Genomic DNA, 24314 nt, shown 5'->3' with positions numbered 1-24314 from the left:
ACGAAAACGGGCCTGCAAGTGCAGGCCCGTTTTCAGTGGGGTTAAAACTCTCAGCTATCAGCTGTTAAGCGCGGCCTGTTCGTTTTCCAGGAATTCCGCTTCAAGACCGTCTTCATCGATTTTGCGGTCAGGGGTGTTTTTACCTGCCGCCCGGGGCTTGCCTTGCAGCTTGCCGAACAGATGATCCAGCGCATGCTCCAGCTTGGTGGCCGCCCCGTCTATCGCTTGCTCCAGGGTGTCGGCTTTATGAATGACCGAAAGCGGTTGATGGCCCTTTGGCCGTGCTTCCAGTCGGCAACTCAGATCGTGGGGACCGGGCTTGTCACCGTTCTCGTCCCGCAGGTAAACCTCGACGCGGGTCAGGTCTTCTTCATAACGTTCGAGCGTGCTCTCAATGGTGGTACGTACCCACTCCTCCAGTCGGATGCTGCTTTCAATATGGTTATCGCTATTGACTTGGATTTGCATAGTTTTCCCTTATTTCAGCTAGCTCGCGGAAGGCCATTCCTGCTTCACCGGATGGGTGAAAACCATGACCTCCTGATTACACAATTGAGCAGACAGAAGAACATTTCAAGCCCTTTGCAAAGATAAATCCCACATTACAAATTAAGTCTGACAACGAGCAAAAGCGCTGTTAGGGTGGGGAGTTGGTTACATCTTCTTACGACCACTTTCCCTACAATTGCCCCTCTCCCAACGGGTGCAATCCGCGAAAAATCCTCGCTTCCTCCACCAGCCAGTCATGCACCGCCCGCACGCCCGGATGGTTCAACGCGCCCGGCGCATACAGCAACACGTAGCGTTTGTGATTGGGCACGGCGAGGCCAAACGGCACGATCAACGTGCCCCGCTCCAACTCATCGTTAAGCAAGGTTCGCCGGGCAATCGCCACGCCCATGCCGGCGATCGCCGCTTCGATAGTCAGGTGGTTGCGGTTGAAGGTATGCCCGCGCCGTACGTCCGCAGCGTCATAGCCGATGGCATTCAGGTAGAACTCCCACTCCGCGTACTCATAACTCCCACGCCAGGCGGTAATGTCGTGCAGCAACGGGAAGTGCACCAGGTCGGCGGGGCCATGCAGTGGCGGTCGCCCGCGCAGCAGGCTGGGCGCGCACACCGGGAAGATCTGCTCGTCCAACAGGGCTGTGGATAACAATCCCGGATAGCTGCCGTCGTTCAGGTCGATGGCCAGGTCGAAGTCGCCCTCGTGCAGGGCAATGCTGCTGTCTTCGGCGACCATGCGCAGTTGAATGTCCGGGAAGCGCTGCTGCAAGCGCGGCAGGCGTGGGGTCAGCCATTTACCAAGAAACGAGGGGATCGAGCGCAGGCGCAAGGTGCCGCTGATCATCCCCGCGTCCAGGCGCTGCAACTCGGCATCAATGCTGCCGTAGGCCTCGCCCACGGTAATCGCCAGCCGCTGGCCTTCTGCACTCAGCTCTACCCCGCGGGCCCGCCGATGAAACAGTCGAAAGCCCAAACGCTCCTCCAGTTGGCGAATTTGCTGGCTGACGGCGCCCGGGGTGATGTGCAGTTCTTCGGCGCAGCGGGTGAACGACAAATGCCGTGCGGCGCAGGAAAAAACGTGCAGCCAGACGTAAGTCTGGCCATGAAGCGGGCGAGCCATAGGGTTTAGTCCTGCTAAAGGGTGTCTTAGGATAATTCGTTGGTCAGTGCCGATCCAGAGGCTCAGTATCGCGCCAATTGCGCTTGTCCTACAAAAGATGGCAGCGATTCCTACTCCATTGCTTGTAAGGGTTTAGCATGGCTATCAGTGTTTTCGATCTATTCAAGGTAGGCATTGGCCCTTCCAGCTCCCATACCGTCGGCCCCATGCGGGCGGCGGCGACCTTCGTCCAGGCGCTGACCGACCAACAATTGCTCGACGAAACCCGTCGAGTAGAAGTGCGTTTGTACGGATCGCTGTCTGCTACCGGCGTCGGTCACGCCACCGACCGTGCGTGCGTGATGGGCTTGATGGGCGAATGGCCCGACAGCATCGACCCCACCAGCATCGGCCCACGCATCCAACAGCTGCGCGAGTCCGGCCAATTGCTGCTCGGCGGCCGCACCTCGATTGCCTTCAACTGGCAACACGACCTTCTGCTGCTGGACGAAAGCCTGCCCTACCACCCCAACGCCATGTCCCTGCATGCGTATGGCGAAAACGGCCTGTTGAGCGAGCAAACGTACTACTCGGTGGGCGGTGGTTTCATCATCGAAGCGGCGGAAGCCGAATCTGGCATCGCGCCCACCAGCGACGTGCAATTGCCTTACGACTTTTCCAGCGCCGTCGAGCTGCTGGCCTTGTGCAACAAGCACGGCCTGCGGGTTTCCGAATTGATGATGGCCAACGAACGGGCCTGGCGCAGCGATGCCGAGATTCGCAGCGGCCTGCTGCATATCTGGTCGGTAATGCGCGAATGCGTCGAACAAGGCCTGCGCCACGAAGGCATCTTGCCTGGCGGCCTGGATGTGCCACGGCGCGCGGCGAAATTGCACCGCAGCCTGCTGGAAATCGGCAAACCCAATGTCATCACCTCGACCTTGTCGGCCATGGAATGGGTCAATCTGTTCGCCCTTGCCGTCAACGAAGAAAACGCCGCCGGGGGCCGGATGGTCACCGCACCGACCAATGGCGCGGCGGGGATCATCCCGGCCGTACTGCACTACTACATGAAGTTCAACCCGGACGCGTCCGACGATGACGTGGTGAATTTCTTCCTGGCCGCTGCCGCCGTCGGCATCCTCTGCAAGAAAAACGCCTCAATCTCCGGCGCCGAAGTCGGCTGCCAGGGCGAAGTCGGCTCGGCCTGCGCCATGGCCGCAGCCGGCCTGGCCGACATACTCGGCGCGTCCCCGGAACAACTGGAAAACGCCGCCGAAATCGGCCTGGAACATAACCTCGGCCTGACCTGCGACCCAGTCGGCGGGCTGGTGCAGGTGCCGTGCATCGAGCGCAACGCCATCGCTGCGGTCAAGGCGATCAACGCCACGCAGATGGCCCTGCGCGGGGACGGCAAGCACTTCATCTCCCTGGACCGGGTGATCCGCACCATGCGCGACACCGGCGCCGACATGCACGACAAATACAAAGAAACTTCACGGGGCGGCCTGGCCGTTAGCTGGGTGGAATGCTGAGGAGCATTCCCTGACCGCCCCAACGTGAGCCCGCGCAAAAATAATAACGAGGCAATAACGATGACCGATGTACGTACACCTGCTGCCGAAAATCCCGCTGTAGACCTGACCACGACCACCGCAACAACCGGCTGGAACAAACACGACACCACCTGGATGCTCGGCCTCTACGGCACCGCCATTGGTGCCGGCACCCTGTTCCTGCCGATCAACGCCGGCGTCGGCGGCTTCTGGCCGTTGATCGTGCTGGCGCTGCTGGCCTTCCCGATGACCTTCTTCGCCCATCGTGGGCTGACACGCTTTGTGTTGTCGGGCAAATCCGGCGACATCACCGATGTCGTGGAAGAACACTTCGGCATCGGCGCGGGCAAGCTGATCACCCTGCTGTATTTCTTCGCGATCTTCCCGATTTTGCTGGTGTACAGCGTGGCGCTGACCAACACCCTGACCAGCTTTATGGAACACCAACTGCACATGGCCCCGCCGCCCCGGGCAATTTTGTCGCTGGTGCTGATCCTCGGCCTGATGGCCATCGTGCGTTGCGGCCAGGGCGTGATCGTCAAGGCCATGAGCGTGCTGGTGTACCCGTTTGTCGCCGCCCTGCTGCTGTTGGCGGTGAGCCTGATCCCCAACTGGAACGGCGCCTTCTTCGCCTCCGCCAGCGAAGGCATGCCCCTGCCGGCGTTTTTCAAGACCTTGTGGCTGGCGATCCCGGTGATGGTGTTTTCCTTCAACCACTCGCCGATCATCTCCGCTTTCGCGGTCGATCAGAAACGCGTGTACGGCCCGCAGGCCGAGCGCAAAAGCAGCGGCATCCTGGCCATGGCCCACAGCATGATGGTGCTGACGGTGATGTTCTTCTGCTTCAGTTGCGTGCTGGCCCTGTCGCCGGCTGACCTGGCTGCCGCCAAGGCCCAGAACATCTCGATCCTGTCGTACCTGGCGAACCACTTCCAGACCCCGGTCATCGCCTACGCCGCGCCGTTGATCGCGCTGGTGGCAATCACCAAATCCTTCCTGGGCCACTACATCGGCGCCAGCGAAGGCTTCCAGGGCCTGATCGTCAAATCCCTGCGCGGGCGCAACCGCAGCATGTCGGCCAAGTGGCTGGAGCGCTGCACCGCGCTGTTCATGGTGCTGACCTGCTGGGCCGTGGCCACCTTCAACCCGAGCATCCTGGGCATGATCGAAACCCTGGGCGGGCCGATCATCGCTTGCCTGTTGTTCCTGATGCCGATGTACGCCATCCGCCGAGTGCCAGCTTTGCGCCAGTACTCAGGCCAGGCGTCCAACGTGTTTGTGGTGTTGATCGGCTTGATTGCGCTGTCTGCGATCGTTTTTTCGGTCATGCCCTGAAACAGGACACACCCACCACGACTTGAGTGAACGCCGCACCCTGTGGGAGCCGGGCTTGCCCGCGATGGCGGTGGATCAGTGGGTATAAATGCCGGCTGATCCTCCGCAATCGCAGGCAAGCCAGCTCCCACAGTTAATTCAAGGCATTGCTGAACGCTTGTACGGCACGCCCCTTGCTGTACAGCACTTGAGGAAAACGGACCTTGTGAAAACCTCAGCGAGAGAATGGCCGGTGGTCAGGAAACGCGAACTAATCCCGACACCGGTCGTCAATGACTGCATGTTCTTATCAGGCGGTAACGCACCATGGACAATCCTTTTCAGATCATCACCGACACCTTCGCCCCGAAATACCGGATCAATTTAAGCATCCAGAGGCTGGACGGCAGCATCATGCTGACCCTGTCCGACGAAGACGGCGTCGTGGCCAAACGCATGATCAGCGCCGAACAACGCAACGACCCGCAGCGCCTGAAACGGCTGGTGCAGAGTGTGCAGTTCGGGATTGCAATTGAGCAGGGCCACAGCGCGATTGAGATATTGGCGGTGATGACCGACGGGGACAGCCATCAGGTACTGCAGCGGCCGCCGGTCAGCAGGCCGCCGCTCAACGCAGGGTTTTAGAGCTCGCCCTTCTCTGTTTCCAGGTTCGCTTCGTCTTTACGTGGCGGGCCTTGGACCTTCACCGACGGAAACGCCGACGACGCATACCGCACCACCAGAATCGCAAACGCCAACAGCAGAATCCCACCGCACAGGTAGATGATGCCGATATCGGGCGGGTTGTGGTGGGACACGTTGGAGATCAGCAGGCGGGTCAGCGCGGTGATCGCCACGTAGATCAGAAAGCGCACCGGCATGTGGTTGGTCTTGAAGTAAATCCCGACCATCGCCCCCAGTTCCAGGTAGATGAACAGCAGCAAGATGTCATCGATCTTGATGTGCCCCGTTTCCAGCATCCCCAAAAACTCCATCACCGCCGCATAGGCAGTCACCGCACCGATGGCGAACAGCGCCAGGTAGTGGAACGTCTCAACGAACAGATTTCCCAAGGACTCGGCCAGTTGGTGCACGGTCTTGCGCAGGTTTTCAGCCCAGTTGATTTTCACGATGATGCTTCCTTAGGTCGGCTCGACCGGATAATGCGGGTTGGACGTGACGGTTTCTCTGCATGCAGAAAAAAGGCCAGGGAACAGGGAGTGAGATGGTGGCGGGGTGATATGAGGCACTTCAATCGGGTTTATGAGCTAAACGCTTAACATCTACCAGCGCCTTTATCTCAGACATGACCTGATCATGGGGGATACCTGATCTCGCGTCTTCAAGGGCGACCTGTACATTAGTGCGGAACCACCGGTCATAGGAAACAGCAGAACTTTCGCTTTCAGGCAATTCCGGAACGTCATGAAAACTCATTGTGGCTCCTTATGCAGTCGTTCCCACCAGCGCAGGAACGACTTAGCAGTCCAACATCAGGTCGGGGCGACTTGATCCAACGCTTGATCGACCAATAACCCACTCATTTCGAGCAGTTGATGGATCGCCAGAAGCAAACTGCGCTGTGGGCCCTCAAGCTCAAAAGCCAGGCTGCTGGCCATTTCACGGGCACTGTTCAAGGTTTCGCTGGCGTTGGCGAGTAACGTTTCGGTGTCAGTATTTGGGGTCACAGCGAAAAGCGCGGTAGGCGGCTTTATAGGCGATTCAGAAAAACAGGCAGTCATTTTTACCATGGTGCAATTCCTTGGATTTACAAGATGTTTGCTCCTTAAATTCGAGCCGCCAAACTCGTGTACCGCATAAGCGAAGCCCGGAGAAGGTAAGCCACTGAATGACGCTCCTGCAACCCCACCAACCTGTGAGAAGTTTCCGATAGGGCAAACCAGCATTTGCCAGCTACATTGAAAAGCCACTACCCAAAGCCCATGGATTGGCTTATGCTTTTAGCTGTATATAAATACAGTAGTCGCAAAAACGCTTGGCGACACTCGAACCAAGGGCAACTCCCTTCAATACTGCACCGATGACGAGGCCGAAAAATGGCTGTTGAAACCCTGTATCGCAGTACCCGTGACCTGGAGACTACATTCGTGGATCGCAAACTTGCCGACGCACACGACCAGATGCTTGAACTGGCAGAGTCCCTGATGGAAGTGCTGTTGAAAAACGTCGAAGGCTTGAGCGAGAAGCAGGCTGAAGATGCCGGTATTTTCATGGCCAAGAACCGCGCGGCGTTTGCGGCGGCGTTCAAGAACAATGCGAGTGCATTGGCAGAAATTGGGCAGCCAGAGGCTGAGTGATGCGTTGCCAGTAGTGGCGAAAGGGCTTGCTGTGGCCGAGGGAGGTTGCTGTGGCGAGGGAGCTTGCTGTGGCGAGGGAGCTTGCTCCCGCTGGAGTGCGCAGCGCTCCCAAGCTTTTGGGTCTGCTGCGCAGCCCAGCGGGAGCAAGCTCCCTCGCCACAGGGTTATGCCGTGTGCTTTACGCCTGCCATAACGTCTTGCCAAAGAACGTCAGCGTGCGGTCCCACGCCAGTTGCGACCAGGCGGCATCGTATTGCGTGTCTGCAATCCGACCATCACCAATCGCCGTCTCGTTGGCAAACGCATGCCGCGCCAGGTAGCGATGGAAGGTCGCGTCCACACCGGCTGCGTGCAGTTTTGACTCCAGTTCAGCTACGGTGTCGATGTTGAAGAAGGCATCCTGCGTGCCCCAATGCCCAATCAGCGGCGCCTTGATCTTCGACGCATCCAGGTATTCCAGCGGCGGGAAGCCGTACCACACCACGCCCGCGGCCAATTCCGGAATCGCGTTCAACGCCAACAACGTCAACGCCCCGCCCATGCAATAACCGGTCACACCGATTTTTTTCGAATCCGCCTTCAAGTACTGCACGGCGCCGTTGATGTCCTGGGAAACCGCATCACCAAAATCCAGCCCATCCATCAGGTGATGGGCTTCTTCCTCTTCCACCGTGGAAGCGCCGCGGTACAGGTCCGGCACCAGTACCCGGTAGCCGCATTCTGCCAAGCGATTGGCCACGCCCTTGATCTGATCGTTAACACCCCACCATTCCTGAATCACCACAATCGCCGGCGCGCCTTCAAGTACTGCCGGGCTGGCCAGGTAGCCGTTGACGTCTGCGCCATCCGGGCGCTTGAAGGTGATCATGCGCCCGGTGGAGCGCCCTGCTGTTTGTTTGGACATGCAAACCTCGGTCTGATGGGGTTGAAAAAGTAAGCGTGTAACAGAGATATCTGTATTTGCCCGCGACCGCCACTGCGGGTGTATCAGAGTGTGTATGGATGCCCCTCAGATACACACGTACCGGCAATCGCGGCGGCGCGACACACGACAGATACACACCGGCGCTTAAGTGATGAAGCCTGTTCAACATTCAATCACCCAGGGCCCGGAAAATAAAATGAATAACCTCCCTTCTGTCGACCGTCTCAGCGTCACCTCCTACACCAACGGCCTGCTCGGCCCCAGCCAGACAATGCTCGGGCCACTGGCCGACGGTGGCACCTTGATCACCGGCACCCCGCCCGGCTGCTGGGGGCCGATGATCACACCGGCTTTCGAAGGCGGTCATGAAGTCACCCAGCCGGTATTTATCGCCGGCGCCGAAATTGGCGACGCGGTGGCGCTGAAGATCAAGCGCATGCGCGTCACTTCCCTGGCCACGTCCTCGGGGGTCATGAGTTTTGTCGAAGGGCGTTACCACGGCGATCCGTTCGTCGCGAAGTTCTGCTCCAGCTGTGGGCAAGAGCATCCCGCGAGCCACGTCGAAGGCATTGGCGAAGACGCTATCCGCTGCAACGCCTGCGGTGCCGAAGTCAGTGCGTTTCGCTTCAGCAATGGCTACGTAATCGTCCTGGATGCCGAGCATCAGGTGAGCCTCACGGTCAATCAGGCCGTGGCGGACCGCCTGGCCGGCAAAGCCTCGGACATGTCAGCGCTGCCGCAATTGTCTGCCCAGCATTCGATCCTGTCCCTGGCCCGCGCCGACATCCCCGGCCTGGCCGCCCATATGCGCCCTTTCCTGGGCAACATTGGCACCACGCCTTCACGGGACCTTCCGGATTCCCACAACTGCGGCGACTTCGGCCAATACCTGGTAGGCGCGCCCCATCGCTACGGCATGACCCATGAACAACTGCACGCCGCGAAAACCGATGGCCACATGGACACCAACTCGGTGCGCGAAGGCTGCATCCTGATCTGCCCGGTGAAAGTCCCCGGCGCCGGGGTGTACATGGGCGATATGCATGCCCAGCAGGGCAACGGCGAAATTGCCGGGCATGCCACCGATGTGTCGGGGGAAACCGAATTGACGGTGCAGGTGATCAAGGGCCTGAGGCTGGACGGCCCGATCCTGCTGCAAAACCTCGACGACCTGCCGCCCATGGCACGCCCGATGACCGCGGAGCAACGCCTGCGGGTAAAGGCATTGGGTGAGCGGTGGGGCCAGGTAGAGATCGAGGAGAATGCGCCCATCACCTTTATCGGCAGTGGGACCAATCTCAACGTCGCGACGGACAACGGACTGGAACGCGCAGCCGCCGTGACCGGGCTACCGATCGACGAAGTGCGCAACCGCGCGACCCTCAACGGCTCCATCGAAATCAGCCGCCTGCCGGGAACCGTGCGGGTCACGATCCTGTGCCCGATGCACATCCTTGATCGTATGGGCGTGGGCCAACTAGCCCGGGAGAAATATCAGCTTTGACCCGCTTCAGCGGTACAACAACCGCTCTGCCAGCTCATCCGCCACCCGCGCGGGTGAGCGTTTTTCGGCCTGGGCATGGGCGAAGATTTCGGTCAGGCGGGTACCAATGTTCGACAGGTGCGCGGTGATGGTTTCCAGCTCTGCACCGCCGTGCTTGAGGGCAACGTAGATCAGCCCGCCGGAATTGATCACGTAGTCCGGCGCGTAAAGAATCCCACGGCCTTCCAGTTGATCAGCCACGTGCAGGTTGGTCAGTTGCGCACTTGCGGAGCCGGCCACCGCCGCGCAGCGCAACTGCGCGACCGTGTAACGGTTGAACACCGCGCCCACGCCGCAGGGTGCAAGGATGTCGCACGGGGTACTGAGCAAGGCTTCGTTGGCAATCGGGTGCGCGCCCAACTGTTCCATGGCCAGTTGCACCTTGCCGTGGTCGATGTCGCTGACCAGCAATTCCGCGCCGGCGGCATGCAGTTGCTCGGCCAGCGCATAACCGACGTTGCCCAGGCCCTGGATTGCCACGCGTAAGCCTTCCAGGTTATCGCTGCCCAGGCGGGCCATGGCCGTGGTGCGGATGCCGGCGAATACGCCCATGGCCGCGTGGGGCGACGGGTCGCCCGCCGCCGTGGTGCTGGTGACATAGCGCGTCTGCTGGGCGATGCAGTCCATGTCGGCTACCGAGGTGCCGCTGTCGATGGCGGTGATGTAGCGGCCATCGAGCTGCTCGATGCAACGGCCAAAGGCTTCAAACAGCGCGGCGCGGCTTTCCACATGGGCGGGGCGGATGATCACCGCATTGCCGCCACCTACCGGCAGGCCGGCCAGGGCGGCCTTGTAGCTCATGCCTTGGGCCAGGCGCGCGGCATCCTCCACGGCACTTTCATCGTCGGGGTAAGAGAGGTAGCGGCAGCCTCCAAGGGCGGGGCCCAAGCGGCTGTTATGGATGGCAATAACCGCCTTCAACCCGGTGGCCGGGTCAACGCTCAGGTGCAGCGATTCAAGGCGGGTGCTGTGCATGAGCGCAAACATCGTCGAGCTCCCGAATCACTTCTGGTAGGCGCCAAGTATAGGACTGCCAGCGAAAGCCTGCCCAAGTACGCAGGAATAAGGCCACCGGTTTTAAAGGGTTTGCGACATAAACAGATAAGACGCGTCTTAAGGCACTGGACGAAAGGTCGCAGCAAGGCTAAAACGAGACATCCGCCGGAGAACCCAATGAAGCCCCGCGACGCCTTTTTTGCCTGCCTGGAACGCTCACCACCCGCGCTGTTTGAAGCCGCGCTGTGGATGGCGGCCGAGCACGACCCGGCGGTTGACCCCTTGGCCATCCTGCACGACTTCAAGGTGTTGCAGCAGTTGGTCAGCCTGAGCATGCCGATGCTGCCGGCGGATGAACTCGGGCAACCGCTGCTGCGGCGCATGAACGACCTGGGGTTTGCCCAGGATGACCATACCCCGCTGCGCCCCGCCGCCGCCTTGCTGGACAAGGTCTTGAAGCGCAAGCGTGGGCAGCCGCTGGCATTGGGGCTGATTGCACTGGAGTTGGCGCGACGCCTGGACATTCCGTTGGTCGGCGTCAACTTTCCGGGACACTTCCTGTTGCGGGTACCGGGCGCCGATCATCTGCTCGACCCCTGTGGCGGGCGACGGCTGTACCCCAACGACTGCCGCGACCTGTTGACTCGCCAGTACGGGCCCAACCTCAAATTGCAGGCCGACCACCTGCACACCGCCGAGCCGCGTTCGATCCTGCAACGGCTGTCACGCAATCTGCGCCAGTTGCACCTGTCCAATGACGACCACCTGGCCGCCCTGGTGGATGCCGAGCGCGTGCTGGAGCTGGGCAATGCCAGCGCTGCCGATTACCTGGCCCGGGCCAGTTTGTATCAGCGCCTGGATTGCCCGAATGCCGAACGTTTTGACCTGGAGCATGCGCTGATGCTCAGCGAGGATCCGATCCAGCGCCTGCGCCTGACCGAGCGGCTGGGGCACTTGCCGCCGAACTCGGTGGTGCATTGACTGGCGAGCGCACCTGAATAATCAACAATGCCGCCATCACCGCCGGAATCGCGCAGAAGAAGAAAATCTGCTGCACCGGGATATGCATCGCCAGCAGCAGGCTGCCGAACAGCGGCCCCAGTATCGAACCAAACCGTCCGACGCCCAGCGCCCAGCCGGTGCCGGTCGCCCGCACGTGCGCCGGGTAGAAATTACTGACGAACGCATTCAGCGTCAGCTGGCCGCCGATGATGCACAAGCCCGCCGCAAACACGCAGGCCACCAGGTATCGCGGGTTATCGTGGTTCAGGCCCAGCAGAATGGTGCACACCGCCGCCGCTGCCAGCACGCCGGACAACAAGCGCACTTTGTTTTTGAGCCGGTCGGCAAACCACGCCATGCCAATGGCACCCAAGGTCCCGGCGAACAGGAACATTGAGGTCACCAGGGTGGCTTCGTTCAGGCCCAGGCCACTTTCCAGCAACAGCGAAGGCAGCCAGCTGATCATGAAATACAGCAGGATCAGGCTGACAAAAAACGTCGCCCACAGCAGTAATGTCGGGCGCGCGTAGCCATGGCGGAACAGCTCCACCACCGTCAGTTTGCTGCCCTGCTCCTGTCGGTTTTCTTCCTCGCTCGCTGCCGGCGGCTGCCAGCCGGGCAACATCCGCCCGGTGACTTTTTGCAGGCGCACGTAAGGCGGCGCGTCACGCAGCAGGCGCGGTAAGGACTCAGGCAACATCCAGGCGAGAAACGGGAACAGCAACAACGGCGTCACGCCCCCGGCGAGGAACACCGCCTGCCAGCCGAAGCTGTCGATAACCCCGGCGGCCACGAAACCACCCGCCGCGCCACCGAAGGAAAAGCCACACGCCGCCAGCGTCACCATCAACGTTCGCAAGCGTGGCGGTGAATATTCCGACATCAAGGCCATGGCGCTGGGCATCGCGCCGCCCATGCCGATGCCGCAGATAAAACGCGCGGCCATCAGGGTATTCAGGGAATTGGCGAACACCATCAACACCGTGAGGCTGGCGTAGATCAGTACGCAGCACAGCAGGATGCGCCGCACACCGAAGCGGTCGGCCAGCGGTGTGACGGCCAGGGAGCCGAGGGTCAACCCCAGCAGATTGGCGCTGAATACCGGGCCGAACGCGGCCTTTTCCAGGCCCCAGTCCTTGGCCAGCGCGGGTACGACGTAGCCCAGGACCTGGGCGTCGTAACCGTCGGTGACCAGCAACAGTGCCAACAACAGGAGAATCAACCACTGATAGCGCGACACCGGGCGGGCGTCGAGTGCCGCACGAAAGCTGGCAATCTGATTTTGCATCGCAAGGGACCTGTATTGTTTTTATATTTTTTTTGGACACGCTGTAGATCACATGTGGGAGCTGGCTTGCCTGCGATAGCGGTGCATCAGTAACAGATACCTAACCTGACACATCGCGATCGCAGGCAAGCCAGCTCCCACATTGATTTATGGCGTGTCAGGGGTATCGGGTTGCTTGGCAGGGTGCGCCGCCATAAACGCCGGATGCTGCGCCGCCAACGCCGCCACCCGCTGAATGCGCGGGTACGCCCCCAGCGATACCTTGAACCGTTCGGCTGCATACAGCTGCGGGATCAAAAACGCATCGGCCATCCCCGGCTGCTCGCCAAAGCAATAGCCCTGATCGCCGATCAACTGCTCCACCGCCGCCAAGCCCTGGCTGATCCAATGCCCGATCCACTCCAGCACTTGCGCCTCATCGTGCCCCCACTGCTTGAGCAGATTCTGGGTGCTGGAGTTGTGCAGCGGGTGGATGTCGCACCCGATGATCGACGCCACCGCGCGCTCATGCGCGCGGGTTGCCAAGTCCATGGAGAGCAACGGCACCTGCGGATAACGTTCCTCCAGGTACTCGATGATCGCCGGCGACTGAATCAACACATCGCCGTCATCGGTGCGCAAGGCCGGCACGCGACCCTGGGGGTTGATCGCCAGGTATTCCGGCTGGCGATTGGCGCCGCCCTTGGGCACCAGCAGGTTGACCGGCACCGCGGTGAAGTCCACACCCTTTAAGGCCAGCGCGATTCTTACCCGGTAGGACGAAGTGGAGCGGTAGTAAGTATAGAGTTCCATGGCCCGGCCCTCTCAGCGCGCCGCGACCACGGTACCCCGGCATTCGCCGAAGCCGATGGAAGCGAAACCGTCGCGGGTGCAGCGGGCACGCAGGATGACTTCGTCGCCATCTTCAAGGAATTTACGCACTTCGCCGGAGGCCAGTTCGATCGGCTTTTTGCCGCCTTCGGTGATTTCCAGCAGGCTGCCGAACTGACCGGGTTGCGGCCCCGACAAGGTGCCTGAACCGAACAGGTCACCGGCCTGCAACTGGCAACCGTTGACGCTGTGGTGCGCAACCATTTGCGCCACGGTCCAGTACATGTGTTGGGTGTTGCTGAGGGTCAGGCGATGGGCCGGCAGGTTCTGCTCACGCATCGAGGCGGTGGTCAGCAGCACTTCCAGTTCGATATCAAAGCCACCGGCAGCCTGGTCGCGCTTGTCCAGCAGGTACGGCAACGGTTGCGGGTCGCCTTCGGGGCGCGCCGGCTGTGCATTGCGGAAAGGTTCCAGGGCTTCAGCCGTCACCACCCACGGCGAAATGCTGGTGATAAAACTCTTCGACAGGAACGGCCCCAGCGGCTGGTATTCCCATGCCTGGATATCCCGCGCCGACCAGTCGTTGAGCAGGCAGAAACCGGCGATGTGATCAGCGGCGTCGCCGATAGCAATCGAGTCGCCCATGGCATTGCCCTGGCCGATCCAGATGCCCAGTTCCAGCTCGTAATCCAAACGTGCACAAGGGCCGAAGGTCGGTTCGGTCTGGCCGGCTGGCAGGGTCTGGCCTTTAGGGCGACGAACTTCGGTGCCTGAAGGACGAATCGTCGACGCGCGGCCGTGGTAACCGATCGGCACATACTTGTAGTTGGGCAGCAACGGGTTGTCCGGGCGGAACAGTTTGCCGACGTTTTGCGCGTGCTCGATGCCCACGTAGAAGTCGGTGTAATCGTTGATTCTGGCTGGCAGGTGCATCTGGCAATCGGCAGCCAGGAGCAGCGCAGCTTGCAGTTTGCCTTGCTGGTCGCTGCCTTCCGCCAGCAGTTCCAGCAGGCGCTCACGCAGGGCCACACGTGGGCCACGGCCGAGTTCGAAAAAGGCGTTGAGCTGGCCGCCAGCGGTAGCTTCAACGGCGCGACGGGCTTCGCCCGCAAAGCATTCCAAAGCGGCCTGCAGATCGAGAATGTGCTCGCCAATTGCCACGCCACTGCGCGGCGCAGAACCGTTAACGCTGAACACACCCAGCGGCAGGTTTTGCAGCGGGAAATCCCGATGACCGTTGGCGGAAGCCACCCAACTGCGGGTGAGATTAGGCTGAGTCATGGGTTATCTCCGATTCGGGTTGAAGGTTGTGGGCAGCGAGGCCCAGCAAGCGTCGTAGGAAGGTTGCAGCTGCGAGCACTCCAGCGCGAACTGTGTAGGACGCAGCACCTGGCTGGTCTCGAACATGAACGCCATGGTGTTATCAATCTTGTGGGGCGCAAGCTCCACGTTGATGGCCTTGGTGCAGGTTTCGCCATCCGGGCCGTGGGCGCTCATGCAGCTGTGCAGCGACGCGCCACCGGGCAGGAAGCCTTCGGCCTTGGCGTCGTAGGCACCCTGGATCAGGCCCATGTACTCGTTCATCAGGTTGCGGTGGAACCACGGCGGCCGGAAGGTGTTTTCCGCGACCATCCAGCGAGGCGGGAAGATCACGAAGTCGAGGTTGGCCAAGCCGTGCACGCTGGTGGGCGAGGTCAATACGGTGAAGATCGACGGGTCGGGGTGATCGAAACTCACGGTGCCGATGGTGTTGAAGCGGCGCAGGTCGTATTTGTACGGCACGTTGTTGCCGTGCCACGCCACCACGTTCAGCGGCGAATGGTCCAGCTCGCAACCCCACAGTTCGCCGAGGAATTTCTGCACCAGCGTGGTCGGTTGCTTGAGGTCTTCGTAATGGGCGACGGGCGTGAGGAAATCCCGTGCATTGGCCAGGCCGTTGCTGCCGATCGGCCCCAGGTCCGGGAGGCGCAGTGGCGCGCCATGGTTCTCGGCGACGTAGCCGCGGGCTTGGGCGTCCAGCAGTTCGACGCGAAATTTGAGGCCGCGGGGCAGCACGACAATTTCCAACGGCTCGACGTCCAGCACACCCAATTCGGTAGCAATACGCAGGCGGCCTTGCTCGGGAACGATCAACAGTTCGCCGTCGGCGTTGAAGAACACGCGGTCCATCGAGCGGTTGGCGCGGTAGTTGTAAATGCTGATACCAGAGGGTTTTTCGGACGCTGAATTGGCGACCATGCCTACAAGCCCGTCGATGAAGTCTGTCGGTTCAGCCGGAATATCCAGCGGGTTCCAGCGCAGGCGATTTGGCGTCACAGCGCCCAGCGGGCCACCGGCCAATTGCCGCTCCAGCTTGACGAACGCCGGGTGATTGGCCGACGGCTGGATGCGATACAGCCAGGTGCGCCGGGCTTCGCTGCGGGCCATGGTGAAGGCGGTGCCGGAGAAGAGTTCGGTGTACAGCCCGTAGGGCGCTTTCTGCGGGGCGTTCTGGCCGACCGGCAGGGCGCCGGGCAAGGCTTCGCTGGCAAATTCATTGCCGAAGCCTGATTGGTATTCGAGGGTCATGGATCGTCCTCTGAGCGGAAGTTGTTTTTATCGTAATCCAGTTACGCATAACGTAATTTGATACCTGTTGACCGTCAAGCTATAAAGACGCCCATTCGTCTTTCGGATTCATGCCCTCCATGGAAAAGCCGCCCGCCCCCCGCGACACCGGTAAACAGAAAGTCCGCTCGGCCGAAGTGGGCACCGACATCCTCAAGGCCCTGGCTGAACTGTCGCCGGCCACCTCGTTGTCGCGCCTGGCCGAGCACGTGCAAATGCCGGCGAGCAAGGTTCACCGCTACTTGCAGGCGCTGATTGCCTCAGGGTTTGCCGAGCAGAACACCGCCACCAACCATTACGGCCTGGGCCGCGAAGCCTTGCGCGTGGGCCTGGCCGCGCTGGGCAGCATGGACGTGCTGAAAGTCGCCGCCCTGCCCTTGGCAGAACTGCGGGACGAGTTGAATGAAACCTGCTTCCTGGCCGTTTGGGGCAACCAGGGCGCAACCGTGGTGCATATCGAGCCTGCGGTGCGCGCGGTGACGGTGGTGACGCAATTGGGTTCGGTGTTGCCGCTGCTCAGTTCGTCCACCGGCTTGGTGTTCAGCGCGTTTCTGCCGTCGCGGGAAACCGTGGAGTTGCGCGAGCGGGAGATTCAGGCGGGCATCGCCCATGCGTTGGCGGATGACCAGGCCTACGCCACCACCTGCGAGCAGATCCGTCAGCGTGGCCTGCACTTTGTGCACGGTTTGCTGATGCCCGGCGTAGACGCGTTATCGGCGCCGGTGTTCAACGCGGTCGGCCAGGTGGCGGCGGTATTGACTGTGGTGGGGCCGACGTCGTTGTTCCATGCCGATGAAGACGGCCCGGCGGCGAAGCGTTTGTTGGCGGCGACCCAGGCGGTGAGTTGGCGCATGGGTTATCAGCTTCCCTGACACAACGCCGTTCAACTGTGGGAGCTGGCTTGCCTGCGATAGCGGTGCATCAGGTTAGCTATCTGCCCCTGACACACCGTCATCGCGGGCAAGCCCGGCTCCCACATTAGCCTGCGTTGATTTCGAGATTAGAGTTCAAGCCATCAATCCCAGCGTCTTGGCCTTGGCCACTGCCTGGGTACGCCGCTCTACCCCCAACTTGCTATGAATGCGCCGCGCATGGGTTTTCACCGTGTGCAGCGAGATAAACAACTGGCTGGCAATTTCCAGATTGGAATTGCCCAAGGCGATCAACTTCAGCACCTCAAGCTCGCGCTGGCTCAACGGGTTTTCCCCCGCCGCCGCCAGGCACTCCTGCGGCTCCAGCCCCAACGCACTCAACAACCCCGGCTGCCTGAGGCGCAACTCGCGAATCGCCTGTTGCACCTGGCAGCGCCCCGCCAGTTCCAGCCCGGCTTCCAGTGAGCGCACGGCTAATGGCCGATCGCCTACTTGCCAGGCCACTTCCCCCAGCACCAAATGCAACTCCGCTTCCAGGCACAGCATGCCGCGTTGCCGAGCAGTCTCCAGTAACGCACCCAGGCGCGCGATGGGCTCTTCGGCCCGGCGCAATTTCACTTCGGCTAGCACCTGCAAGTACTCAAGACGCGGGATCAGCTCCAGGGTGGCCGGCGGTGCTTGTTTGGCCTTGGGCCCACTGTAGTGACGCAGCACGCGGGTCACTGCTTCCAGGGTCAGTTCGGCGCGGCCCTGCTGCAACCAGAAATGCCCACTGAGCAACAGCAGCACGGCACGATAAACGGTGTCGGGCACCTGGCGTTGCTGCATCAGGCGCTCGGCATCCCGCAGTTGGATAAACGCCTGGGCGTAATCACCCTTGTTGGCGGCCAATAGCGCCAGGCCGAGATAGCCGTAGAGCACGCGCTTGTCCTGGCTGTGCAGGCACATGCCCAGGCCGGACGCGAAACATTCGGCGGCGACGGCGTCGTGACCTTGGCGCAGGGCCAGGTGCCCACGTCGCAGCGAGATACGCCCTACCAACGGCCCGGCCTTGAGGCGCTGTTGCACCAGCATTCGCTGCACGTTTTCCAGCAGGCTTTGAGCCCTATACGGGGCGCCGCGCTGTTCCAGCAACTGCGCATGATCCAGCTCCAGCAATGCCTCAAGCAGCAAAGAGCCATGGGAACGCGCCAGGCATAACGCCTCACGGTTCAGCCCTTGGGCTACATCCAGCTCGCCTCGCAGCAGGGCTTGCTGGGTAAGGCCCGACAGGCACATCAAGCGCGATGTCCAGGCGCTCTCGGGCAAGTCTTGCAGGGCTTCGAGAAAATGCTCCCGGGCGCGTGCGGCTTCGCCTCCCAGGTGCAACAGCCAGCCCCATTGCGCCTGCCAGCGGGCCAGCAGATAGCGCTGCGAGTGCGCGGTCGGTTGCGGCGTGAAACGCGCCAGTTGATCGATGCACAACGCCGCCTGGTCGAAGCGTCCGGCGAACAGCAACGCCGCCGTCACCAGCCCCACCAGTTGCGCCGAACCCAGCATCAACTCATCGCCATGTTGCTCATGCAGGCGCAACAGCAGCACCGCATTTTGCTGGCGAAACAGGTCTTCAAAACTGAAATGCTGCAACAGGCTTACGGCCACTTCGTACTCTTCGGCCAGCAGCGCCTGTTCAAACGCCGGTTGCCAGTCCTCGGCGGCGGTAAACCATTGGCAGGCACGCCGGTGCCAGGAGCGCTTGGCTGGCCAGGGTTCGTCGCGCATAAGCTGGGCCAGCGGCGGGAAGATTTGCAGCCAGTCGGTGGAGTCTTCCCAGGGTTCGATAAAGGCCCCCAACGCCAGCAAGTCACGCAGGTAATCGCCACCGTCGCCAAAGCCGAACAGGTGTTCACACACACTCGGGTTGAAGCGTGGCAGGTGCGCGAGCACGCGCCAGGCTTCGGCCAATTCCGGGGCCAGGCCGCTGAACAGCTCGTGTTGCAGGTAGTCGAGCAAGGTTTTGTCGGGGTGCCCTTCGCCTTCAAGCAATGCGATGCGCGCACCCGCGCACCAGCCGGCGCTGAACTTCAGCACCTTGTCGGCGCACGGCCCGGCCAAGTAGTGGATCTCGGTGTGATCAAACGCCAACTCGGCAGCATTGCACTCCCACAATTCATCGTCGAGTAATAGCCGGGGCCAGTTACAGGCCGGCCGTCGCCGCGCGCCAATCCACCAGGTCAAGGCCGGGCTGCTGGCCGCCAGAATGCGATCAAGCAACGCATCCAACTCCGGCGCCGGCACCCTGCAGAAGTCATCGAGAAACAGCCAGGCCGGCGCTTGCCAGCGGTTGAGAGCCAGCAGCAACGTGGGTTCATCGATAAAATCCAGGCCAAGGTTTTGCGCCAGACGCTGGCATAAATCCTGGCCCGCGCCGTTCAGCGGCAACCAGTACACCTGGCACTCCGCAGGCGCCTGCAACGCACACTCGGCGAGCAGGGCGCTCTTGCCACTGCCGGCCGGCGCACAGAGCAACTTCACCCGCGCCGACGCGTTGAGCAACGGCCCGGCCAGGCGTGGGCGCAGCAGATGATGGGCAGACAAGCGTGGCATGAATCCAGGACGATCCAGACAACGGGTCATGGCGGTCATTACTGCGTCCCTGTTTTTATTTTATACAGCGTGCCGCCTACCCTAGTCCTGTGGCTGGCGGTTGTTGAGGAGTATTCAGCAGGCTGATTGGCGGGCATAAAAAAGCCGGGAGCCAAACGGCAACCCGGCATGAAATTGTAGGCGCTGGCTTGCCTGCGATAGCGGTGTGTCAGGTTAGGTATCTGTTACTGATACACCGCTATCGCAGGCAAGCCAGCTCCTACAGTTTGAGCGCATTTAAATCAGGTTTCAGCGCACGCCTTCCGAGCGCAACGCTGCCGGGGTGTAGTCGGCCGCCTTGGCCGCAAAGCCGAACACGAAGCTGCTCTTCTCCTCGTTCTTCATCCCCAGGGCGATGTAGCGCCCGGCGATGATGTCGTAAAGGGTTTCGACGGTGTAGGCCGGCACCTGGTGGTCATAGTAGAACTGCGCATGCCCTTCTGCCACGCGCCACAGTTGGCCGCGGCCGTCGTAGTGGTCCACCAGCGCGACTTGCCAGCTGTCTTCGTCGATGTACATGTGGCGCTTGGCGTAAATATGCCGCTCGCTTGGCTTGACGGTACCGATCACTTCCCAGACCCGGTGCAGCTCGTAGCGGGTCAGGTCCTGGTTGATGTGGCCGGCCTTGATGATGTCGTCGTACTTGAGCGTCGGCGAGTCAAGCTTGTAGCTGTTGTAGGGAATGTACATTTCCTTCTTGCCCACCAGCTTCCAGTCGTAGCGGTCGGGGGCGCCGGAGAACATGTCGAAGTTATCCGAGGTGCGCAGGCCGTCGGCGGCAGTGCCCGGGCCGTCGTAGGCCACTTGCGGGGCACGACGTACCCGGCGCTGGCCGGCGTTGTAGACCCAGGCCAGGCGCGGTTCCTTCACCTGGTCGAGGGTTTCATGCACCAGCAGTACGTTGCCTGCCAGGCGCGCCGGGGCGGTCACCGACTGCTTGAAGAAGGTCAGCACGTTGGCGCCCTTGACCGGGTCCATGTCCGGGATCAGTTGCGGCACGGCCACTTCTTCCTCGAAACGGATCGGCGTGTAGCTGCCGTTGGTCTGCGGCGTGGCCTGGGTGATGATGCGGCGCAGGTTGCCGCCGTGGTAACGGGTGATGTGGTTCCACAGCACTTCCACGCCATTTTTCGGAATCGGGAAGGCGTAGTAGCGGTTGCCGGTGAAGTTTTCCAGGCCATTGCCGTCGTTGATCGCATGCACATTGAGCGCGCTGCGCTTGATCGACTCGTAGATCTCTGGCGGCAGGTTGACCGTGCGGTGGGTTGGGTACACCGGGATCTTGTAAGTTTGCGGGTAGCGCTTGAACATCGCCACCTGGCCTTCGGAGAGCTTGTCCTTGTACTTGTCGACCGTGGCGGCGGTGATCACGAACAGCGGTTTTTCACTGGCAAACGGGTCGGCGAGGAAGCCTTTGCTGTCTACCGCGCCGGCGTTTTTCGGGATGCCGCCGGTCCAGGCGGGGATCGAACCGTCGGCGTTGCCGGCTTTCTCGGCGCCCACCGGGGTAAGCGTGGTGCCGAGCTTGGCCGCTTCTTCAGGCGAAACAGCAGCCATCACGTTGGCAGCCAGCAGGCTCAGGGCCAACACGCCGCATTGCAGAATCATCTTGCGCATAGTCTCTTGTCCTTCCTTAAACCCAATCAGAAGTTCACGCCAAAGCTTAAGGCGATGAAGTCGCGGTCGGTGAGGGTGTTGTAGTCACCGCCAAAAAAGTCGGTGTAGCTCAGGCTTGCGGTGTAGGTGTTGCGGTAGTCCGCGTCCACGCCAACGCTGATGGCCTTGGCGCCTTCGTTGAACAGGCCGTTGGGGCCGTAGCCGCTGACGTCCTGGGACCACGACACGTTGGGCTTGAGGTTGATCCCGGCGAACACGTTGTTGTAGTCGAGGATGGCCCGGGCGCGATAACCCCAGGAGTTGGCCGTGACGAAACCGTCGGTGTCGCCGCCGAAGCCGTATTGGCCGTAGACCGAATCCCGCCCATAACGCAGCTTGGACTTCGCCTCCAGCCCGCCGACGTGCACAAAGGCCGCCTCGCCCACCAGGGTCAGGCGTTCGGCGCCCAGCACCTGGTCGAAGAACTGGGTCATGGTGCTCTGGATCTGGGTGATTTCCTTACGGCGGTAGCCTGCGTTGTCAGCACCGAAGGAACTGGCGATCGGTGAAGCGGCGTTACCGGCAATCGGGTTGACCAGGGCCAGCGTCAGGTCGGTGGTGTTGAGTTGTACGGGAGCATTCGGGCGGTAGCTGATTTCGCCGGTCCACGCGGTGCCGGTGGGCAAGGTGGTGGAGAAGCTGGCACCGAACAGGCGGATGTTCTCCGGGTAGTCGAGGTAATACTGGCCGCGACCGAGCATCGTACTTTGCGCCAGGCCGGCGCCCGAACCCGGAGCGATCCCGTTGGCCGCGTTGACGATACGGCCAATCGTGGCCAGGCTGGTGTTGGCCGTGATGGTACCGACGGTGGGCGTACGGCTGTGGTAGTTCATGAAGTACAGGCCGTACTCCGTGTCGTCGCCCAGCCAGCGCAGGGCCATGCCGAACTGGCCGCCATCGCGCGCTTCGCGATCTTTTGCACGCTGCACCACCACGCCTTCGTTCGTGACCTGGAAGCCCTGGCCAAACGCCGCCGCCACCGGTTGCAACGGCGCAATCGCCGGGCTGCCAACCGTGTAGTTACCGTTGCAACCGTGGGCCACTACGTCGTTACCGAAGAAGGTGCCGCAGTTGTCCACCACGGTGTTTTCCCAGTTCAACTGGTAGAACCCTTCCACGCTCAACTGGTTGGTCAGGCTTTGGGACGCGAACAGCATGTTGACCGGAATCAGCCCTTCCTTGATCTCGGCACCGGGCCGGCGAAAGGCTGAAACGTCAATCGGGTTGATGCTGTTGATGGAGTTGCCGATGAAGGTACTTTCACCCCAGCTGACCACCTGTTTACCGACGCGCACGTTGCCCGGCAAATCACCAATGGAATAGTTGTGGTAGACAAACGCATCCAGCAGTTCATAGCCGGAAGAGCGTGCACCTTCGTCGCGGTGGTTATTGCTGATCTGCTTGAATTCGCGGTCTTCGTCCTGCAGCTCAAAGTCGTACCAGTACTTGCCACGCACGAACACGCCGCTGTCGCCGTACTTGAGCTCCAGGTCGTGGATGCCCTTGAAGATCTTGGAGAAGGTCTCGCCCTTCTTGAAGTTCAGGCGGCCGTCATCGCCCGTGGACGCCTGGCCGGTGCCGCCGTTGGGAATGCCTACCAACTTTTTATCGGCGTCGCGCATGCCCCAACTGGCACCGACCGACAGCGAGGAATCGAATTGCCCTTCGATCTCGCCGATGTTGAACGAAACAGCCTGCGCCTGGGCACAGCAACCCAAAGCAACCGCAGCGGCCAGCGCCTGTGGCCTGAAGATGGCGCGCATTGTTGTTCTTGTCATGCGTCTTCCCCGGTGGTGTGACAGAAGGCCCCACCCTACTGCCCGTCATCAGGAGCGATAAGCGCACCAAGGAGGTATTCGTGTTGTCGCTCGAAAGGATGAAGGGGCGCTCTGGCCGGGGTATTGGCGGGGATATGGACGAGATGGATGAAGGGTTATCAGGGGGATGTATGAGGCGCCGGCGTCACTGTTGCCAGTTTGGTAACAGTCCTTGTCCCGAATCGCTATTTTTCATTCTGTAACAAAAGCCTATTCTTGCTTGGCTTTCAGGGCGAACCGCCCGCTTCCAGAGCCTGGAAGAACAGCCAGATTTAATGGATTGATCAATATTTTCAATCTGTTACCCGTGTTCACTGACGTTGATTTATTGCTCCTTGATCAAACGTCTTACTTCAGCCGCTGCCTTTGCAGCGGCTTTTTTTATGCCTGAAATAAACCGGGGCGCCATGGCGCCCCGGGTTGATTAAAACTTTTTAATGCAATGATCAGAGGCTGTACTTCTGCAGGTTGGCCATCATCTCCTTCAAGGCCTCGATGTTGTCCTTGGGGTGAGCGGCCCCGTCAAAGTCGCAGATTTGCTGCCAATGGGCAGCGACATCATCCGGCGAGAACCCCGCTTCAGGGTCAAACCCAACCCCCAGGCTGCGCTCCCAGCGGGTCTTGCCGATCCAGCCGCCGCCCACTTCAAACAGGCCAGACGTTTCCTGGCAGGCCTCGCTGCCCAGGTACACCACCAGCGGGCTGATCAGTTCTGGCTTGAGCCGCTCGAAGACTTGCGGCGGGATAAGGCCTTCAGTCATGCGCGTGCCGCCGGTAGGCGCGATGGCGTTGACCAGGATGTTGTTCTTGCGGCCTTCCAGCGCCAGCGTGCGGGTCAACCCGTACAGGCCGAGCTTGGCCATGCCGTAGTTGGACTGGCCGAAGTTGCCATAGATGCCGGAAGTCGAGGCGGTGAAGATCACCCGGCCGTAGGCTTGTTCGCGCAGATGCGGCCATGCGGCGCGGGTGACTTTGTAGGCGCCTTCGACGTGTACGCGGTAGACCAGGTCCCAGTCGCTGTCTTCCATTTTGTGGAAGGTTTTGTCCCGCAGGATCCCGGCGTTGTTGACCACCACGTCGATGCGGCCGAAGGCGTCGAGGGCGTTCTGCACGATCTTGTCGCCGTCGGTAACGGAATCGTGGTTGGCTTCGGCGATGCCGCCGGCTTCACGGATTTCGGCTACCACGCGGTCGGCCGCCGAGGCGTTGGCGCCTTCGCCCTGGGTTGAGCCGCCGAGATCATTGACCAGCACTTTGGCGCCGTGTTTGGCGAACAGCAGTGCATGGGCGCGGCCCAATCCGCCGCCGGCACCGGTGACGATCACGACCTTGTCTTGGAACTGCACAGGCTCACTCATTGGGAACTCCAGGGACGGTTA

General features: G+C 61.1%; 22 protein-coding genes. 7 read left to right on the top strand and 15 right to left on the bottom strand.

Translation table 11 applies throughout. From position 1 onward, the window contains the following. Positions 1 to 57 precede the first annotated feature (57 nt). Together RGV33_RS04830 and RGV33_RS04825 are read right to left on the bottom strand one after the other, a co-directional pair. Positions 58 to 468 (bottom strand): HPF/RaiA family ribosome-associated protein, encoded by a 411-nt coding sequence (locus RGV33_RS04830; RefSeq protein ID WP_322143304.1) that lies wholly within the window; start codon positions 466 to 468, stop codon positions 58 to 60. 211 nt (positions 469 to 679) lie between these two features. Further along, positions 680 to 1627 (bottom strand): LysR substrate-binding domain-containing protein, encoded by a 948-nt coding sequence (locus RGV33_RS04825; protein ID WP_322143303.1) that lies wholly within the window; start codon positions 1625 to 1627, stop codon positions 680 to 682. Between the two features lie 137 nt (positions 1628 to 1764). On the opposite strand from RGV33_RS04825, the gene RGV33_RS04820 reads away from it, so the two are divergent. The 3 genes from RGV33_RS04820 (at position 1765) to RGV33_RS04810 (ending at position 5121) form a co-directional block, all read left to right on the top strand. Next, the gene (locus RGV33_RS04820; RefSeq protein WP_322143302.1) at positions 1765 to 3141 is read left to right on the top strand and encodes an L-serine ammonia-lyase; all 1377 of its coding nucleotides are present in this window, start codon (positions 1765 to 1767) and stop codon (positions 3139 to 3141) included. Between the two features lie 60 nt (positions 3142 to 3201). Continuing rightward, a complete protein-coding gene (locus RGV33_RS04815; protein WP_322143301.1) occupies positions 3202 to 4497 on the top strand; it encodes a serine/threonine transporter in 1296 nt (431 codons plus the stop codon). Between the two features lie 306 nt (positions 4498 to 4803). Then, positions 4804 to 5121, top strand: coding sequence for a DUF3509 domain-containing protein (locus tag RGV33_RS04810; RefSeq protein WP_322143300.1), 318 nt, complete (start codon positions 4804 to 4806; stop codon positions 5119 to 5121). On the opposite strand, the gene RGV33_RS04805 is transcribed toward RGV33_RS04810, so the two are convergent. The 3 genes from RGV33_RS04805 to RGV33_RS04795 form a co-directional block, all read right to left on the bottom strand. Next, positions 5118 to 5606 (bottom strand): phosphate-starvation-inducible protein PsiE, encoded by a 489-nt coding sequence (locus tag RGV33_RS04805; protein WP_322143299.1) that lies wholly within the window; start codon positions 5604 to 5606, stop codon positions 5118 to 5120. The genes RGV33_RS04810 and RGV33_RS04805 overlap by 4 nt on opposite strands. Positions 5607 to 5727: 121 nt before the next feature. Then, positions 5728 to 5913, bottom strand: coding sequence for an antitoxin (locus tag RGV33_RS04800; protein ID WP_322143298.1), 186 nt, complete (start codon positions 5911 to 5913; stop codon positions 5728 to 5730). Between the two features lie 56 nt (positions 5914 to 5969). Then, entirely contained in the window at positions 5970 to 6227 is a 258-nt protein-coding gene (locus RGV33_RS04795; RefSeq protein WP_008438570.1) for a DUF6124 family protein, read from the bottom strand. A gap of 306 nt (positions 6228 to 6533) precedes the next feature. On the opposite strand from RGV33_RS04795, the gene RGV33_RS04790 reads away from it, so the two are divergent. Continuing rightward, a complete protein-coding gene (locus RGV33_RS04790; RefSeq protein ID WP_010176960.1) occupies positions 6534 to 6794 on the top strand; it encodes a YebG family protein in 261 nt (86 codons plus the stop codon). A gap of 178 nt (positions 6795 to 6972) precedes the next feature. Here RGV33_RS04790 and RGV33_RS04785 read toward each other — a convergent pair whose 3' ends face one another. After that, complete coding sequence (locus RGV33_RS04785; protein ID WP_322143297.1) at positions 6973 to 7698, bottom strand: dienelactone hydrolase family protein; 726 nt, start codon at positions 7696 to 7698, stop codon at positions 6973 to 6975. Between the two features lie 217 nt (positions 7699 to 7915). Here RGV33_RS04785 and RGV33_RS04780 point away from each other — a divergent pair, with 217 nt between their 5' ends. Beyond that, the gene (locus tag RGV33_RS04780; protein ID WP_322143296.1) at positions 7916 to 9223 is read left to right on the top strand and encodes an acetamidase/formamidase family protein; all 1308 of its coding nucleotides are present in this window, start codon (positions 7916 to 7918) and stop codon (positions 9221 to 9223) included. Between the two features lie 6 nt (positions 9224 to 9229). Here RGV33_RS04780 and RGV33_RS04775 read toward each other — a convergent pair whose 3' ends face one another. Continuing rightward, positions 9230 to 10249: a Leu/Phe/Val dehydrogenase gene (locus tag RGV33_RS04775; protein ID WP_177083354.1), complete on the bottom strand. Its 1020-nt coding sequence runs from the start codon at positions 10247 to 10249 to the stop codon at positions 9230 to 9232. Between the two features lie 186 nt (positions 10250 to 10435). Between RGV33_RS04775 and RGV33_RS04770 the strand changes: the two genes are divergently transcribed. Further along, positions 10436 to 11239, top strand: coding sequence for a SirB1 family protein (locus RGV33_RS04770; RefSeq protein WP_322143295.1), 804 nt, complete (start codon positions 10436 to 10438; stop codon positions 11237 to 11239). Here the strand turns inward: RGV33_RS04770 and RGV33_RS04765 are convergent. The 4 genes from RGV33_RS04765 to hmgA form a co-directional block, all read right to left on the bottom strand. Continuing rightward, positions 11163 to 12548 (bottom strand): aromatic acid/H+ symport family MFS transporter, encoded by a 1386-nt coding sequence (locus tag RGV33_RS04765; RefSeq protein ID WP_322143294.1) that lies wholly within the window; start codon positions 12546 to 12548, stop codon positions 11163 to 11165. The genes RGV33_RS04770 and RGV33_RS04765 overlap by 77 nt on opposite strands. 147 nt (positions 12549 to 12695) lie before the next feature. Continuing rightward, entirely contained in the window at positions 12696 to 13340 is a 645-nt protein-coding gene (maiA, locus tag RGV33_RS04760; RefSeq protein ID WP_322143293.1) for a maleylacetoacetate isomerase, read from the bottom strand. 12 nt (positions 13341 to 13352) lie between these two features. Then, the gene (fahA, locus tag RGV33_RS04755) at positions 13353 to 14639 is read right to left on the bottom strand and encodes a fumarylacetoacetase (protein ID WP_322143292.1); all 1287 of its coding nucleotides are present in this window, start codon (positions 14637 to 14639) and stop codon (positions 13353 to 13355) included. Between the two features lie 3 nt (positions 14640 to 14642). Further along, positions 14643 to 15926, bottom strand: coding sequence for a homogentisate 1,2-dioxygenase (gene hmgA, locus RGV33_RS04750; RefSeq protein WP_322143291.1), 1284 nt, complete (start codon positions 15924 to 15926; stop codon positions 14643 to 14645). Positions 15927 to 16045: 119 nt separating this feature from the next. Here hmgA and RGV33_RS04745 point away from each other — a divergent pair, with 119 nt between their 5' ends. Then, a complete protein-coding gene (locus RGV33_RS04745; protein WP_219273865.1) occupies positions 16046 to 16837 on the top strand; it encodes an IclR family transcriptional regulator in 792 nt (263 codons plus the stop codon). Between the two features lie 135 nt (positions 16838 to 16972). Here RGV33_RS04745 and RGV33_RS04740 read toward each other — a convergent pair whose 3' ends face one another. The 4 genes from RGV33_RS04740 to RGV33_RS04725 form a co-directional block, all read right to left on the bottom strand. Next, positions 16973 to 19462 carry a LuxR C-terminal-related transcriptional regulator gene (locus RGV33_RS04740; RefSeq protein ID WP_322143290.1) on the bottom strand — a complete coding sequence of 830 codons (2490 nt, stop codon included), beginning with the start codon at positions 19460 to 19462 and terminating at the stop codon, positions 16973 to 16975. A 249-nt stretch (positions 19463 to 19711) separates the two neighbouring features. After that, positions 19712 to 21079, bottom strand: coding sequence for a DUF1329 domain-containing protein (locus tag RGV33_RS04735; RefSeq protein WP_017476034.1), 1368 nt, complete (start codon positions 21077 to 21079; stop codon positions 19712 to 19714). Between the two features lie 26 nt (positions 21080 to 21105). Then, the gene (locus RGV33_RS04730; protein ID WP_322143289.1) at positions 21106 to 22896 is read right to left on the bottom strand and encodes a DUF1302 domain-containing protein; all 1791 of its coding nucleotides are present in this window, start codon (positions 22894 to 22896) and stop codon (positions 21106 to 21108) included. Between the two features lie 485 nt (positions 22897 to 23381). Continuing rightward, complete coding sequence (locus tag RGV33_RS04725) at positions 23382 to 24293, bottom strand: SDR family oxidoreductase (RefSeq protein ID WP_076017726.1); 912 nt, start codon at positions 24291 to 24293, stop codon at positions 23382 to 23384. Between the last annotated feature and the right edge of the window lie 21 nt (positions 24294 to 24314).

Origin of the sequence: Pseudomonas sp. Bout1 (assembly GCF_034314165.1) — a bacterium.
Classification (GTDB): Bacteria; Pseudomonadota; Gammaproteobacteria; order Pseudomonadales; family Pseudomonadaceae; genus Aquipseudomonas.
This window is presented reverse-complemented; position numbering and strand designations above follow the sequence as displayed.